We start from the raw sequence: 13753 nt of genomic DNA on the forward strand, positions 1-13753 counted from the left end.
GGCTACTTCCGGATTTTCCTACGGAAAATCCGCTGCTGAATGGAATGTTTTGTTATATTTGTAATGGCTTGGTGTTGGTTCAACGCCACTGAGAGCAAGCCACAGAACGTTAAAAAAGCTGTTTATGGCTACTCGCCATTTTTAAAGTATAAACAAAAAAATCCCAAGCTTTCACTCGGGATTTCTTCTTTATTCTATGTTCTATATTCTTATTTCTTCACTGGAATATTCTCTAAAATTTCCAAAACAAATTTCCAGAATTTCTGAGACGATTTAATCGATGCTCTTTCATCTGGGCTGTGTGCTCCGTGAATCGTTGGTCCAAAAGAAATCATGTCCATGTTTGGATAATTTGTTCCTAAAATACCACATTCTAATCCAGCATGACATGCTACTACTTTTGGTTTTTCACCGTTTTGTTTTTCGTAAATTGAAGTCAAAACGTCTAAAATTTCCGAGTTAACGTTTGGTGTCCAACCTGGGTAACTTCCTGCAAAATCAACTTCGCAACCAAACAATTCGTAAGCCGAACGCAAGGCATTAGCTAAATCCATTTTAGAACTTTCCACAGAAGAACGTGTTAAATTCTGAATCGAAATTTGTCCGTCTTTAACAATTACTCTTGCAATGTTATTCGAAGTTTCTACTAAGTCTTCCATATCCGCCGACATTCTGTAAACGCCGTTGTGTGCTGCATAAATCGCACGTAATAAACCTTCTTGAACACCTAAATCCATTACTTTCGCTGGAACGGTATCGTTTTTAACAATTTCAATCGTTAAATTCGGTTCCATCGTTTTGAATTCGGTTTTGATATCACCAATTACTTCTTGCATGTCAAAAACAAACGCTTCGTCATACATTTCTGCAATAATAACTTTCGCAACGCTTTCTCTTGGAATCGCATTACGTAAACTTCCTCCTGAAATTTCAGCGATTTGCAAACCAAAATTCTCAAATCCGTCAAATAACAAACGGTTCATGATTTTGTTGGCGTTTCCTAATCCTTTATGAATATCCATTCCTGAATGTCCACCTTGTAAACCTTTCACAGTAATCGTGTAACCTACAGAACCTTCTGGCGTTTCCTCTTCGTTGTAACCTCTTGTCGCTGTTACGTCAATTCCACCCGCACAACCGATATCGATTTCATCATCTTCTTCGGTATCTAAATTTAATAAAATTTCACCTTGTAACACACCACCTTTTAAATTCAAAGCGCCAGTCATTCCCGTTTCTTCATCAATCGTAAACAAAGCCTCAATTGCAGGATGTTTGATATCTGTAGATTCTAAAATCGCCATAATCATCGCTACTCCTAACCCATTGTCGGCACCAAGTGTAGTTCCTTTAGCACGAACCCAGTCACCATCCACATACATATCAATTCCTTGCGTATCGAAATCGAAATTGGTATCGTTATTTTTTTGGTGAACCATGTCCAAATGTCCTTGTAAAACAATTGGTTTGCGGTTTTCCATTCCTGGTGTTGCTGGTTTGCGAATGATAACGTTTCTGATTTCGTCTTCAAACGTTTCTAATCCTAAGCTGGTTCCGAAGTTTTTCATGAATTCAATCACACGCTCTTCTTTTTTAGACGGACGTGGAACGGCATTCAAATCGGCAAATTTGTTCCAAAGTGGCTTTGGTTCCAGATTTCTAATTTCTTGGCTCATTATATTTGTTTATTTTGGATATTTAGTTGTATTCTGTGATGTATTAAAGACAGATAAAATGTAAACTGTTTTTTCTTTTTCATCTATAAAGTAAAGAATAATGTAGGGAAAAATTTTAACTGGTAATCCGTGATAATCTTTATAGCGAATTTGAAAAAATGGGTTTGTTGCAATCGATTCAATATATTCATCAACAATTTGAAAAAAATAGTTACCTAAATCTTCTCTTTTTGATTCATAAAATTCAACAGCTTCTTGAATATCAACAATAGCTCTAGGCTCAATCACAATTTTATAACTCATTATTTAGTTTTCAAACGAATTTGTTTTTTTGCTTCTTCCCAAGGAACAAAATTTTCCTTTTTTGAAGACGCTCTTCTTTCATCTAAAACTACTTTCATTTCTTCAGAAACGGAAACATCATTAACTACAGTTTCGTAATTAAATTTTTCAATCAATTTCATAAAGAAAGTCAATTCGTTATCGGGAATATTTAAAGTTATTTTTGTCATTATTCCTAATTTAAACAACAAATTTACAAAAAAAGAAATGTGCTATTCTATATTATTAGTTAATTTTATGGCAAATATAATTTCGTGAAAAGAAAATTCATCCTTCCTTTATTCTTACTAATCCAAATCATCGTAGTAAAAACGATTGGTTTGTTTCCTGATTTTGTTGAAAATTGGTACAGCAAAGGTTTTTATCCAAATTTGGCTTTTGTATCGAGAAAAGCATTGGGTTGGTTACCGTTTTCGTTTGGTGATGTGATTTATTTCGTTCTGATTTTACTTTTATTCCGATGGATAAGGAAACACCTAATCGGATTTTTTAAAGAATGGAAGAATAACGGATTAGCAATATTGAGTTGGATTTCGGTATTTTACTTTTTCTTTCATTTGCTTTGGGGAATGAACTATTATCGCATTCCGTTGCATGAAAAATTACAGATTGAAAAAGAATATTCGAAACAACAATTGGAAGCTTTCATTGAAAAAATGTTGTTAAAAACCAATGCATTGCAGCTCCAAATCACTAAAAATGATTCGGTTGCCGTTGTGATTCCGTATTCGCATAATGAAATTTATGATTTGGCTTTGAAAGGCTATGAAAACATCCCAACCGATTTACAAGAATTCCGTTACGAAGTAAAAAGTATAAAATCGTCGTTGTTTAGTTATCCGTTGAGTTATATGGGATTTGGTGGTTATTTGAATCCGTTTACCAATGAAGCACAAGTGAATTATTTAAAACCGAAATACACTTCACCACTAACTACATGTCACGAAATGGCGCATCAAACCGGAATTGGAAGCGAAAGCGAATGTAATTTCATCGGATTTGTAACGGCTGCTAAAAATGAGGATTTGTATTTCCAATATTCCGCCTACAGTTTTGCATTGCGCTATGCGTTGCATAATTTGGAAATGATGCAAGAAGGAAGTTCGGAAGCTTATATAAAAAAAATCAACAAAGGTGTTTTGAAAAACTTTGAGGAAAATGAAATCTTTTGGAAGGAATACCAAACACCCATCAATACTTTTTTTGAATACTTCTACGATAATTTCCTAAAGGCCAACCAACAAAAAGACGGCATGGAAGGCTATAGTAAGTTTGTAGGTTTGGCGATTGGGTATGACGATAAGTTATAAGTAAAAAGGGATTAGGGAATAGTTTACCTCATGTATTTACTTTTCCCTAATCCCTTATTGCTTTTCCCTTTTTAAGACTTACAACTCATCACTCGTAAAACTCACTTGATTTCTCTTCTTGTAAGGACGCATAATCAATCGTGCTTCTCTGTCAAAACGGACATAATTGTACACCCAGTTTAAGAATACTACCGCTTTATTTTTAAATCCAATTAACGAAAATAAATGCACAAACATCCAAACAAACCAAGCGAAAACGCCACTGAATTTGAATTTTGGTAAATCGACAACGGCTTTGTTTCTTCCAATGGTTGCCATAGAACCTTTGTCTTTATATTCGAAAGGTTTAGGTGTTTTTTTATTAATGATTTTAATCAAATTATCGGCTAATAATCGTCCTTGTTGCATCGCAGGTTGTGCCATCATAGGGTGTCCTTGTGGGTAATTTTCTAAAGCCATTACGGCAATATCACCAATCGCAAAAAGATGATCATAACCTTCTACTTGATTGTATTGATTCACCTTGATACGGTTCACATTTTTGATAAAACTATCGGCTTTTAAACCATGAGGCAAAGCTCCTTGAACTCCAGCAGTCCAAATCACCGTTGCGGAATCAAAAGATAAGTCAGAACTAGTGGTAACCGTTTTTCCATCGTAACCTGTTACACGAACGTTTTTCCAAACGCTTACTCCTAAATCTAACAGAAATTTTTCTGCTTTCTCGGAAGCATTTTCACTCATAGAATCTAAAACACGTTTACTTCCTTGAATCAAATTGATTTCCATTTTTCGAACATCCAAATCAGGATAATCTTTTGGAAGAATTGCTTTTTTCATTTCGGCTAAAGCACCTGCAAGTTCTACTCCTGTTGGTCCACCGCCTACCAAAACAAAATTCATCAAACTATGGCGTTCGTCTATATCATTCGTTAGCAACGCTTGCTCGAAATTCTCTAAAATCAAACTACGAATATTCAACGATTGCGGAATCGTTTTCATCGCCATACTATTCCGCTCGATTTCTTTGTTCCCAAAATAATTGGTTTTCGAACCCGTTGCTATAACTAAATAATCGAACTTTAATTCGCCAATATCGGAGTAAATTGTATTATTTTCTGCATCAATATCGCGAACTTCGGCCAATCGGAAATAAAAATCTTTATACTCTTGAACGATTTTCCTTATCGGATAAGCAATCGAATCGGGTTCTAAACCGCCCGTTGCCACTTGATACATTAAAGGTTGGAAATTATGGTAATTGTGTTTGTCTAATAAAACAACTTGAACGTTTTTATTGCGAAGTCTTTTCGCTAAAGAAATTCCTGCAAAACCACCACCAATGATGACGATTCTAGGAAAGCTACTACGAGGTATGTTCATCGTTTAAAATCTAATTAGTCAAAGGTAATAAATTTTCAAGTTCAAGTATAAGCCTAAGACCAAAAGTCAATATACATTTAACTAAATTTTAATTTTTTAAATGAGTTTGATTTTTGAATTTGCTCCTGCATTTGATTTTTGAGTTTGTCCTTGTACTTAAACTTGATTTTTACTAAACTTGTAACATAATGATTCAAAAGACTACTTATTAGATATGAAATCAGAATCGGAAGCACTTTTCGTAAAGCAACTCAAAGAAAATCAGAATATAATCCACAAAATTTGTCGGTTATATACTACTGATGAGGACTCGCATAACGATTTGTTTCAGGAAATTACGATTCAGTTATGGAAAGCATTTCCCAACTTTAGAGGCGATTCTAAATTTACTACTTGGGCCTATCGCGTAGGATTAAACACAGCCATTACCTTATACCGAAAAAAGAAAAGAACGATTGATACTATTGAATTTGATAGCACTTTTCATAAGGTAACACAAGATGATTACAATTTTGAAGAAGAAGAAAAATTAAAGCTTTTGTATAGCGCTATTAGCGAATTGAACGACATTGAAAAAGCCTTAGTTTTCTTGTATTTAGAAGATAAAGATTATACCGAAATTTCAGAAACGTTGGGGATTAGTGAGGTGAATGCACGAGTAAAAATGAATCGTGTAAAAGGGAAATTAAAAAAAATATTAAATCCGTAAGTATGGATGAATTAGATTTATTAAAAAAAGACTGGAAAAAACAAGAAGGTTCTTTCCAACAAATAAGTGAAAAAGAAATTTATGGAATGTTGCATAAAGGTTCGTCTTCTATTGTGAAGTGGATCGTTATTATCAGCATTTTAGAGCTTGTTTTGTGGGCTAGTATTTCATTTTTTACAGCAGATGAAGAATATTTCAAAACTCTAAAAATGTATCACTTAGATACTGTAATGCCAATAATTTCTGTTATAAATTATGGTGTTATTCTATTCTTCATTTACTTATTTTTCAAAAATTACAGAACCATTAATACTACCGATACAGTAAAACAATTAATGCAAAGTATTTTAAAAACTCGTAAAACAGTTAAATATTACGTTTGGTATAATTTAGCCATGACGGCTTTTTCATTCATTTTAGTGTTTATTTTCCAATTTATGTATGATCCAAACATTCGTAAAATGGTAGAAAAAATGTCTCAAAATGTAGATCCAAACACTTTTTATTGCATTATGTTAGTTGTTTATGCGGTCATCATTGCAATCTTTGTTGGGCTAATTTGGTTATTTTACAGATTACTTTACGGAATTCTAATGAGACGATTAGAAAAAAATTACAACGAACTCAAAAAAATCGATTTCTAATGCGCTACGTACTTTTACTTTTTACCTTATTTATTTCATTATTTTCAAATGCGCAAGAATTAGAGAAAAGTTTACTTTGGAAAATTTCAGGAAATGGATTGAACAAGCCTTCCTATTTATTTGGAACTATCCATTTGACTTGTGATACTTCTTTAGATGAAAATACATTAAATGCTCTAGAAGCCACAGAGCAATTGTATTTAGAACTCGACATGGATGATAAATCGATTCAAATGCAGATGATGAAACTCATGATGATGAAAGATGGCGCAAAATTATCAACTTTATTAAGTCCTGAAGATTTTAAAATATTGGATGAATTCATGAAAAAAAATTTAAATATGTCGGTCAAATTGTTTGACAGTTTTAAACCTTTCATGATAAGTTCTATGTTGTTTCCTAAGATGTTAGATTGTAAATCTAAATCGGTAGAATCTGAATTAATGAAAATTACAAAAGAGCAAAACGAAGAAATTTTTGGGCTTGAGAAAGCAGAGGACCAAATGAAAGTATTTGACGAAATTTCATATCAAGACCAAGCCGATGAGTTATTAAAAACGGTAAAAGACAATTTAGAAAAAGACAAAAAAGAGTTTCAGGAAATGATAACTATTTATCAAAATAAAGACATTGAAGGCATGTTAAAAATGATGGATGATTCAGACAATAAAATCACTTCCGAAAACCAAGATGTTTTATTGAACAATAGAAATAAAAACTGGATTCCAATTATGATTAAAATAATGAAAGATAAACCCACATTCTTTGGAGTTGGTGCCGGACATTTAGCAGGTGAAGAAGGCGTAATAAAACTACTTCGTAAAAAAGGATATAAAGTTGAAGCGGTTCAATAAAAAAAGAGGCAATTGTCTCTTTTTTTATTTTAATATTTCCACATTCTTTCTCTATCTAATTTTGCTTGTTCATCTAAAACTTCAGATGGAATAACTTTTAATAAAGAAGGATGTTGTTCTATTGCAAATTCGATCATTTCAACTACTTCGTCAACCGTTGCTGTTTCATAATCGATTTTTAAAGGTTCTTTAATTACCATCGATTGTAAGATTCCTTTTTTCTTAATCATCAATCCTTTTCTATCAAAAGAACGACGGAATCCATCAATTACGATAGGAACTACAATTGGTTTATGTTGTAAAATAATATGAGCTGTTCCTTTACGAACTGGCTTAAATGAACGTGTTGTTCCTTGTGGAAACGTAATTACCCAACCATCCTCTAAAGCAATTTTAATATTTTCAGTGTCATTTGGATTAACTTCTTTCTTTTCTGTAACGTCTTTTCCTTTTGCTCTCCAAGTTCTTTCTACAGTAATAGCACCAGCATAAGCTAGAATTCTAGGTAGTAATCCTTCTTGCATGGTTTCTTTCGCTGCCACATAATACATGTTTAACTTAGGATTCCATAAATACATTACGTTTTTAATATTATTTTCTCTTCCTTTTAAAGCTGCATTAAAAACATGAAACATGGCTACCACATCAGCAAAATAGGTTTGATGATTCGAAATGAATAAAACATTCGTATCAGGTAAACTTCTTATGATCTCAGAACCTTCAATTTGTAATTGGTTGAAATAACGATAACGACGGTGTGTTAAAAAACCCGCAATACGAATTAACCAAGTCTTTAAAAACAATATATGTCCGAAAGGATTTCTCTTAAATAATCCCATAATTTTTTATTTTTTTACAAAACAAGAACGCAAAAGTAGTAAAATAGGTGATTTTAGAAAGAAAAACAGCTTAAAATCACATTATAAGGTAATAATTTGAAATCGCTAAAAATTACATTTACTTAAAGCACATTTTATAGTTTCCTTTAACTCGCTCATCATCATAGCAGTAGCTCCCCAAACCACATATTTATCTACCATAAAAGCAGGAACTTCAATATCAGTTGCATAAGAAGTAGACATTTTTACTTTAGTGATGCTTTTATCATCTAAAAAGTCGGCAATTGAAAATTCTAAAACCCGTTTAACTTCATCCAAATCAGGAATAAAAGTTAATTCTTCGTGAGAAATTCCCATAAATGGCGCTACCAAAAAATTACTTGGCGGAATGTAAATTTCGCTAAAAGGTTTGATGATTTGAATTTTTTCTGGATGAATCCCAACTTCTTCATGTGTTTCTCTAAGCGCTGTTTCCTCTAAATCGGCATCGTATTCTTCTACTTTTCCTCCGGGAAAACCTATTTGAGAAGAATGAACTCCTGGATACGAATTCCGAACAATTAAAGCCAAATGCGTTACTTCATTTTTAGGATAAAACAACATTAAAACCGCTGCCTTTCTAGGATTTTTATCCATATAATTTTCCTCTTTTAAATAAGAAATACGCTCTAAAGGTGCCATTTTTGCATGGGCATCTGTAGAAAGAAGGGTTTCTTTTTCTATCTTTGGAATGTATTTTATAAAATCGTTAAAAAGCATACTATTTTCAATTTAGCAACCTTAAAGGTAGCTATTTTTTTCAAACAAAATAAATTTCTAATTCAATAATATGTTCAGTAAAGAAGAAGCACTACAAATAAAAAAAGATTTTTGGATAGCCTTTGCAGAAGAATATCCGCGTAAGTGGCTGTTATACAATACCAAAATCAAAGATGTAACCTTCAAATTTTATGTTGACAATAAAAAAGCACAAGTTTTACTCGATATAGAACCAAAAGACGAAGAAAAACGTAAAATATATTATGAGAAAGTAGAATCGCTAAAAATCATTCTTTTAGAAGACTATTTAGATGATGTTATTTTTGAACGCAATTTTTATTTAGAAACCGGAAAAGTAATCAGTCGAGTTTGGGTAGAGAAAACAGGAATAAGTATCAATAACAAAAATACTTGGCCAGAAATTTTTGACTTTTTTGCCGAAAAAATGGATGCTTTTGAGCGTTTCTTCTATGAAAATGAAGATTATATTAAAGATTTAGAAATCAATACTTAGTTATGAACTCACAGTTGAAATATTGGTTTCTTCACGATCATAAACTTTTCAAAAGCCTAAGTTTTTCAGAGGTTAATGCGCTTTGCATCATGAAAAAATTTCAGAAATCTAAAAAATCTGAAATTATAGAATTACCTTATAGCGAAAGAGATCGAATATTCTTCTTGAAAAAAGGAATTTTAAAATTAATTCGAATTACTGAAGATGGAGAAGAAGTTCTTCAGGATATTATTCAAAAAGGTGATTTGTTTGGAGAAATTGGCTTTGAAAAAAACAGTACTGAATCGGAATTCATGAAAGTAGTTTCAGAAGAAGCAATACTTTGTATGTTTTATAGAGATCGATTAGAAGAAATTATGCTTCAAAAGCCCGATTTTGCTCTAACTTACATCAAATTCATTGGATTTCAGTTTACAAAAATCAAAAACAGTTATAAAAATATTTTATTCAAAGATGCCAAAACAAGATTGATTTTGCTATTCATTACATTAATTGAAAGTGAAAAAATAAATCAAGGCGAATTCATTATTCCTAAATATCTAACACAAAAAGATATGGCGCAATTAATTTGCACTACTAGACAAACTGTAATATCATTATTAAATGAACTTCAAAAAGAAAAGTTTATTCTGAATGAAAATAATAAACTAATTATCAATGATATTGAAAAATTTAAAAAATTAGTCGAAAGTGTAAAATAGTTTACATTTTGTCATTTTAGGCGATATTACCTTTGTAAGGTAAAATTTAAACATCAATTAAAATGAAACCAATACAAATCTTACTTACTTTACTTTTTTGGAATGTAATTTTTTCTCAAAATTCAACTTTAGACGTCAAGCATCTAAATATTGAAAATGGAATTGCTCTTTCAGGTTATGATCCTGTTTCCTACTTTGTAGCAAGCGAACCCAAACTTGGTGATAAAAAAATAAGCCTAAAATTTCAAGGAGTAATCTATCTTTTTTCATCCCAAAAAAACAAAGACACTTTTTTAAAATCTCCTACTACCTATTTACCACAATATGGCGGTTGGTGTGCTTTTGCTATGGGTGATTATGGTGAAAAAGTAGAAGTGAATCCGAAAACTTTTAAAATTATTGATGGAAAATTGTACTTGTTTTATAATTCTCTATTAAACAATACTCTTAAAAGTTGGAATAAAAATGAGAAAAAATTAAAAACTCAAGCGGATAAAAATTGGAAAGCAATAACTAATTAAATTTTATCAAAATGAAAAAAACATTGTTGTTGTCTTTTACACTAAGAATCGTAATTAGCTTAATATATCTACAAACTTTATATTTTAAGTTTACTGCACATCCTGACTCGGTATACATATTTTCAAAATTAGGTTTAGAACCAATTGGTAGAATTGGAATTGGGGTAATTGAACTTATAGTATCTATTTTATTGCTAATAAATAAAACCAAACTACTAAGTATTATCGTATCTTTAGGTATTATCACTGGAGCAATAGCGTCACATCTTTTAGTTATAGGAATAACAATTAAAGAAGACCATGGAGGCTTATTTACTTTGGCAATAATTATTTTTACGTTAAATATTGTTTTAATATATTTACACAAAACAGATTTTTCCAGAATTTTAAATCATAAAATTTATACAAAATGAAAAAGCTATTTTTTTTACTATTAATTGTTTCGATACAATCGTGTCAATCACAAACTAAAGAACCAAAAACTATGAATTCAAATTCTAAAAAAACAGATGCTGAGTGGAAAGCAGAACTTACACCTGAACAGTATGAAGTATTAAGAAATAAAGGCACTGAAAGAGCTTTTACTGGAGAATATTGGGATCATTTTGAAAAAGGAAAATACGTTTGTGCTGCTTGTGGTAATGACTTATTTACTTCTGACACCAAATTTGATTCACACTGTGGTTGGCCATCATTTGACAAAGCCATAAAAGGTTCGGTAGTGTACAAACAAGATTTGAGCTACGGAATGATTCGTACCGAAGTTTTATGCGCTAAATGTGATGGACATTTAGGCCATATTTTTGATGATGGTCCAAAAGAAACTACTGGTCAACGCTATTGTATGAATTCGGTTTCTATAAAATTTGTTCCTGAAACTAAGTAAGCGCATGTTGGTACAAATTGTAAAGCAAAATCTTTCAGAAAATATCGCCCTTCTTCACCAATTAACTTATGAAGAAATGACATTGAAATTTCCTGAATTAGGGAATGCCACAATTGGCGAACACCTGCGTCATATCATTGAACTTTTAGGTTCACTATTAGATTATTACGATAGTGGTTGCATTAATTACGATACAAGAAAACGAGACATCATCCTTCAAACCGACAAAATAGAAGCGATTAAAATCTTAGAAAAATATCGTTTTGAGATTGATAAACCTAATAAGACATTATACTTAGTAAATAATTGTTTCAGCGATACTGAAACGCTTGAAACCAACTATTTCAGAGAATTACTTTACAATTTGGAACACAGCATTCACCATCAAGCTTTGATAAAAGTAGCATTGTATCGCTTGCCGCACATTAAAATTTCAGATTCTTTCGGAATTGCACCATCAACTCTTGAATACCGAAAACAATGTGCACAGTAACTTATGTTCCAACGAGAGAAGGTTGTATAATTACTTCCAATCGTGATGAAAAAATCACGCGTGAGAGAGCACTTCCTCCTACCGAATATTTTATTGAAGGCAAAAAAATCATTTTCCCAAAAGATCCAAAAGCAGGTGGTACTTGGATAGCACATAGCGAAACTAAAATTGTTGTTTTACTCAATGGTGCACAAGAAAAACATATTCCTAAATCCAATTATCGCAAAAGTAGAGGTTTAGTAGTTTTAGAATTAATAAGTACCGAAAACTCTTTAGAGTATTGGAAAACATCCAATTTAAAGGACATCGAGCCTTTCACCATTGTCTTATATGAGAACAATAAACTAGTTCAATTGCGATGGAATGAAGTAGAAAAAACCGAAGAAGTTATCGATGAAAAACAATTTCACATTTGGTCTTCCTCTACCCTATATTCAAAGGAAATTCGAGAACAAAGAAAAGTATGGTTTACCAATTTTATAAAAGAAAACAACAATCCAACACCTGAAGAAATTTTATATTTTCATCAATTCACAGAATCTGAAAATAAAGAATTTGGATTGCAAATCAATCGCAATGCTATTTTAAAAACCATCAGCATCACACAATGTAAAGTTACCAACGATAAAATAGAAATGGACTATCTTGATTTATTCGAATAAAAATGACAAAACTGAATCTCCTTCTACATAAACTAGTTCATTGGGAATATTGGCCTTATCAAGTTGTCTATTTTCCTGTTTATTTTCAATACTTGTATTATGTAATTAGAACACGTTCGTTTTTTTATTTCAATGCCTCGAATCCCACAATAAAAAATGGTGGATTTTTCATGGAATCAAAAAAAGAAATTTACGATTTGATTCCGTCAGAATATTATCCGAAAACTATTCTAACTCAACCAAATGATGATTTAGAAACTATTTTACAGAGAATTAACTCGGAAAATATTCAATTCCCTTTAATTGCAAAACCAGATATCGGTTTAAGAGGAACGGCAGTTAAAAAAATTCACAACGCAGAAGAACTAGAAAATTACCTTAAAAAAGCAAAATTTGACATTTTACTCCAAGATTTGATACCTTATGAGAATGAAGTTGGTCTTTTTTATGTAAAACTTCCAAATCAGACAGGAAAAATTACGGGAATTGTGTCAAAAGAATTCATGATTCTTACTGGAAACGGAAAAAACACGATTCGTGAACTTTTACATCAAGACAAACGCTATTTATTGCAATTAGAAACTCTTGAATTGGAATACAAAAACCTGTTAAATACCGTTTTAAAAGAAGGGGAAACGATTAACCTTGTACCCTACGGAAATCATTGTCGCGGAACAAAATTCGTAGATGCTAGTCACGAAATCACTTCTGAAATGACAGAAAGTTTTAATGCCATTTGTAGCCAAATAAAAGATTTTCATTTTGGTCGAATGGACATTATGTACAACTCCTATGAAGATTTAGCAAAAGGTAAACACTTTCAAATTGTTGAAATTAATGGAGCTATAAGCGAACCCACCCACATGTACGACCCAAAACACAGCTTATGGTTTGGCTGGAAAGAGCTTACACGTCATTTTCATTACATGTATTTAATTAGTAAAAACAACCATAAAAATGGTGCAAAATACTTGACATTTAAAGAAGGTGTTCAAGAATTTAAAAATCACCACAAACATTACGATACTATTCTAGAGTTTTAGGGCATTACCACAAGGGTCGGGCTATCCGCACTCGCTTTACTTAAAATCCTAAGGTATTTTAAGTAAGAGCTCAAACAAATGCTCCTATCCCTAACGCGTAATTGGTTTTCATTAAAATAATTATACTTTTCCCAGTCCGGTAGTGATGTTATATTGGTAATAAAACACACATTAAGAAAATTCTAAAGCTAGGAGACTTTAGCCGAACGCTCATGCACATCCGCTAAAAGTTCCATCATAAAGTGTAAAACAAAAAAACCACCCTTATGAGGTGGTTTCTCGATTTCCGTATTGATGGTTATAGCTAACAAAAAAGCCTGTCTAAAGACAGGCTTTTCAAAAGAAAGGCGGCGACATACTCTCCCACATAACTGCAGTACCATCTGCGCAGTCGGGCTTAACTTCTCTGTTCGGAAT

19 protein-coding genes are annotated in these 13753 nt (G+C 32.0%); 12 read left to right on the forward strand and 7 right to left on the reverse strand.

Annotated elements, in window-relative coordinates; translation table 11 throughout:
* Positions 1 to 209 precede the first annotated feature (209 nt).
* The 3 genes from LDL23_RS12075 to LDL23_RS12085 are packed head-to-tail and all read right to left on the reverse strand — an operon-like array spanning position 210 to position 2188.
* Positions 210 to 1676, reverse strand: coding sequence for an aminoacyl-histidine dipeptidase (locus LDL23_RS12075; protein ID WP_291265926.1), 1467 nt, complete (start codon positions 1674 to 1676; stop codon positions 210 to 212).
* 9 nt (positions 1677 to 1685) lie between these two features.
* Entirely contained in the window at positions 1686 to 1979 is a 294-nt protein-coding gene (locus LDL23_RS12080; protein ID WP_291265927.1) for a type II toxin-antitoxin system RelE/ParE family toxin, read from the reverse strand.
* Positions 1979 to 2188: a hypothetical protein gene (locus LDL23_RS12085; RefSeq protein WP_291139715.1), complete on the reverse strand. Its 210-nt coding sequence runs from the start codon at positions 2186 to 2188 to the stop codon at positions 1979 to 1981. The genes LDL23_RS12080 and LDL23_RS12085 overlap by 1 nt, the downstream gene beginning before the upstream one ends.
* Before the next feature lie 84 nt (positions 2189 to 2272).
* Between LDL23_RS12085 and LDL23_RS12090 the strand changes: the two genes are divergently transcribed.
* Positions 2273 to 3328: a DUF3810 domain-containing protein gene (locus LDL23_RS12090; protein WP_291265928.1), complete on the forward strand. Its 1056-nt coding sequence runs from the start codon at positions 2273 to 2275 to the stop codon at positions 3326 to 3328.
* A 78-nt stretch (positions 3329 to 3406) separates the two neighbouring features.
* Here the strand turns inward: LDL23_RS12090 and LDL23_RS12095 are convergent, their stop codons facing one another.
* Positions 3407 to 4711, reverse strand: coding sequence for an NAD(P)/FAD-dependent oxidoreductase (locus LDL23_RS12095; protein WP_291265929.1), 1305 nt, complete (start codon positions 4709 to 4711; stop codon positions 3407 to 3409).
* A 214-nt stretch (positions 4712 to 4925) separates the two neighbouring features.
* Between LDL23_RS12095 and LDL23_RS12100 the strand changes: the two genes are divergently transcribed.
* From LDL23_RS12100 to LDL23_RS12110, 3 genes are read left to right on the forward strand one after another with little or no spacing between them, the layout of a single operon-like run.
* Positions 4926 to 5420 carry an RNA polymerase sigma factor gene (locus LDL23_RS12100; RefSeq protein WP_026726369.1) on the forward strand — a complete coding sequence of 165 codons (495 nt, stop codon included), beginning with the start codon at positions 4926 to 4928 and terminating at the stop codon, positions 5418 to 5420.
* Positions 5421 to 5422: 2 nt separating this feature from the next.
* Positions 5423 to 6064, forward strand: a complete 642-nt coding sequence (locus LDL23_RS12105; protein WP_291265930.1) for a hypothetical protein — start codon at positions 5423 to 5425, stop codon at positions 6062 to 6064.
* On the forward strand, positions 6064 to 6918 hold the full coding sequence (locus LDL23_RS12110) for a TraB/GumN family protein (protein WP_291265931.1): 855 nt from the start codon (positions 6064 to 6066) through the stop codon (positions 6916 to 6918). The genes LDL23_RS12105 and LDL23_RS12110 overlap by 1 nt, the downstream gene beginning before the upstream one ends.
* Positions 6919 to 6947: 29 nt before the next feature.
* On the opposite strand, the gene LDL23_RS12115 is transcribed toward LDL23_RS12110, so the two are convergent.
* Positions 6948 to 7757 (reverse strand): 1-acyl-sn-glycerol-3-phosphate acyltransferase, encoded by an 810-nt coding sequence (locus tag LDL23_RS12115; protein WP_291265932.1) that lies wholly within the window; start codon positions 7755 to 7757, stop codon positions 6948 to 6950.
* 105 nt (positions 7758 to 7862) lie between these two features.
* On the reverse strand, positions 7863 to 8516 hold the full coding sequence (locus tag LDL23_RS12120; RefSeq protein WP_026726373.1) for a CoA pyrophosphatase: 654 nt from the start codon (positions 8514 to 8516) through the stop codon (positions 7863 to 7865).
* A gap of 70 nt (positions 8517 to 8586) precedes the next feature.
* Here LDL23_RS12120 and LDL23_RS12125 point away from each other — a divergent pair, with 70 nt between their 5' ends.
* The 8 genes from LDL23_RS12125 to LDL23_RS12160 all read left to right on the forward strand — a co-directional run bounded on the left by LDL23_RS12125 (position 8587) and on the right by LDL23_RS12160 (position 13336).
* On the forward strand, positions 8587 to 9030 hold the full coding sequence (locus LDL23_RS12125) for a DUF4268 domain-containing protein (RefSeq protein WP_291265933.1): 444 nt from the start codon (positions 8587 to 8589) through the stop codon (positions 9028 to 9030).
* Positions 9031 to 9119: 89 nt separating this feature from the next.
* Positions 9120 to 9731, forward strand: a complete 612-nt coding sequence (locus tag LDL23_RS12130; protein ID WP_291265934.1) for a Crp/Fnr family transcriptional regulator — start codon at positions 9120 to 9122, stop codon at positions 9729 to 9731.
* A 62-nt stretch (positions 9732 to 9793) separates the two neighbouring features.
* Complete coding sequence (locus tag LDL23_RS12135) at positions 9794 to 10252, forward strand: YHS domain-containing (seleno)protein (RefSeq protein WP_291265935.1); 459 nt, start codon at positions 9794 to 9796, stop codon at positions 10250 to 10252.
* Positions 10253 to 10263: 11 nt separating this feature from the next.
* Positions 10264 to 10665, forward strand: a complete 402-nt coding sequence (locus LDL23_RS12140; RefSeq protein WP_291265936.1) for a DoxX family protein — start codon at positions 10264 to 10266, stop codon at positions 10663 to 10665.
* Positions 10662 to 11138, forward strand: a complete 477-nt coding sequence (gene msrB, locus LDL23_RS12145; RefSeq protein ID WP_291265937.1) for a peptide-methionine (R)-S-oxide reductase MsrB — start codon at positions 10662 to 10664, stop codon at positions 11136 to 11138. Before LDL23_RS12140 ends, msrB begins: the two co-directional genes overlap by 4 nt.
* Before the next feature lie 4 nt (positions 11139 to 11142).
* Positions 11143 to 11631 carry a DinB family protein gene (locus LDL23_RS12150; protein WP_291265938.1) on the forward strand — a complete coding sequence of 163 codons (489 nt, stop codon included), beginning with the start codon at positions 11143 to 11145 and terminating at the stop codon, positions 11629 to 11631.
* On the forward strand, positions 11619 to 12293 hold the full coding sequence (locus LDL23_RS12155; protein WP_291265939.1) for an NRDE family protein: 675 nt from the start codon (positions 11619 to 11621) through the stop codon (positions 12291 to 12293). The genes LDL23_RS12150 and LDL23_RS12155 overlap by 13 nt, the downstream gene beginning before the upstream one ends.
* Positions 12294 to 12463: 170 nt before the next feature.
* Positions 12464 to 13336 (forward strand): D-alanine--D-alanine ligase, encoded by an 873-nt coding sequence (locus LDL23_RS12160; protein ID WP_366935491.1) that lies wholly within the window; start codon positions 12464 to 12466, stop codon positions 13334 to 13336.
* Positions 13337 to 13524: 188 nt separating this feature from the next.
* Here the strand turns inward: LDL23_RS12160 and LDL23_RS12165 are convergent.
* Positions 13525 to 13753 (reverse strand): hypothetical protein (locus tag LDL23_RS12165; protein WP_291265941.1); only part of this gene is annotated, 229 nt, incomplete at its 5' end.

It is taken from the genome of Flavobacterium sp. (assembly GCF_020217025.1).
In the GTDB taxonomy this organism is placed as follows: Bacteria; Bacteroidota; Bacteroidia; order Flavobacteriales; family Flavobacteriaceae; genus Flavobacterium.

Coding starts and splice junctions, on each gene's coding strand:
- LDL23_RS12115 (WP_291265932.1), bottom strand. CDS start 7,757: ATGGGATTATTTAAGAGAAATCCTTTCGGACATATATTGTTTTTAAAG.
- LDL23_RS12085 (WP_291139715.1), bottom strand. CDS start 2,188: ATGACAAAAATAACTTTAAATATTCCCGATAACGAATTGACTTTCTTT.
- LDL23_RS12135 (WP_291265935.1), top strand. CDS start 9,794: ATGAAACCAATACAAATCTTACTTACTTTACTTTTTTGGAATGTAATT.
- LDL23_RS12120 (WP_026726373.1), bottom strand. CDS start 8,516: ATGCTTTTTAACGATTTTATAAAATACATTCCAAAGATAGAAAAAGAA.
- LDL23_RS12095 (WP_291265929.1), bottom strand. CDS start 4,711: ATGAACATACCTCGTAGTAGCTTTCCTAGAATCGTCATCATTGGTGGT.
- LDL23_RS12150 (WP_291265938.1), top strand. CDS start 11,143: ATGTTGGTACAAATTGTAAAGCAAAATCTTTCAGAAAATATCGCCCTT.
- msrB (WP_291265937.1), top strand. CDS start 10,662: ATGAAAAAGCTATTTTTTTTACTATTAATTGTTTCGATACAATCGTGT.
- LDL23_RS12105 (WP_291265930.1), top strand. CDS start 5,423: ATGGATGAATTAGATTTATTAAAAAAAGACTGGAAAAAACAAGAAGGT.
- LDL23_RS12080 (WP_291265927.1), bottom strand. CDS start 1,979: ATGAGTTATAAAATTGTGATTGAGCCTAGAGCTATTGTTGATATTCAA.
- LDL23_RS12160 (WP_366935491.1), top strand. CDS start 12,464: ATGGAATCAAAAAAAGAAATTTACGATTTGATTCCGTCAGAATATTAT.
- LDL23_RS12140 (WP_291265936.1), top strand. CDS start 10,264: ATGAAAAAAACATTGTTGTTGTCTTTTACACTAAGAATCGTAATTAGC.
- LDL23_RS12100 (WP_026726369.1), top strand. CDS start 4,926: ATGAAATCAGAATCGGAAGCACTTTTCGTAAAGCAACTCAAAGAAAAT.
- LDL23_RS12125 (WP_291265933.1), top strand. CDS start 8,587: ATGTTCAGTAAAGAAGAAGCACTACAAATAAAAAAAGATTTTTGGATA.
- LDL23_RS12110 (WP_291265931.1), top strand. CDS start 6,064: ATGCGCTACGTACTTTTACTTTTTACCTTATTTATTTCATTATTTTCA.
- LDL23_RS12130 (WP_291265934.1), top strand. CDS start 9,120: ATGAAAAAATTTCAGAAATCTAAAAAATCTGAAATTATAGAATTACCT.
- LDL23_RS12155 (WP_291265939.1), top strand. CDS start 11,619: ATGTGCACAGTAACTTATGTTCCAACGAGAGAAGGTTGTATAATTACT.
- LDL23_RS12075 (WP_291265926.1), bottom strand. CDS start 1,676: ATGAGCCAAGAAATTAGAAATCTGGAACCAAAGCCACTTTGGAACAAA.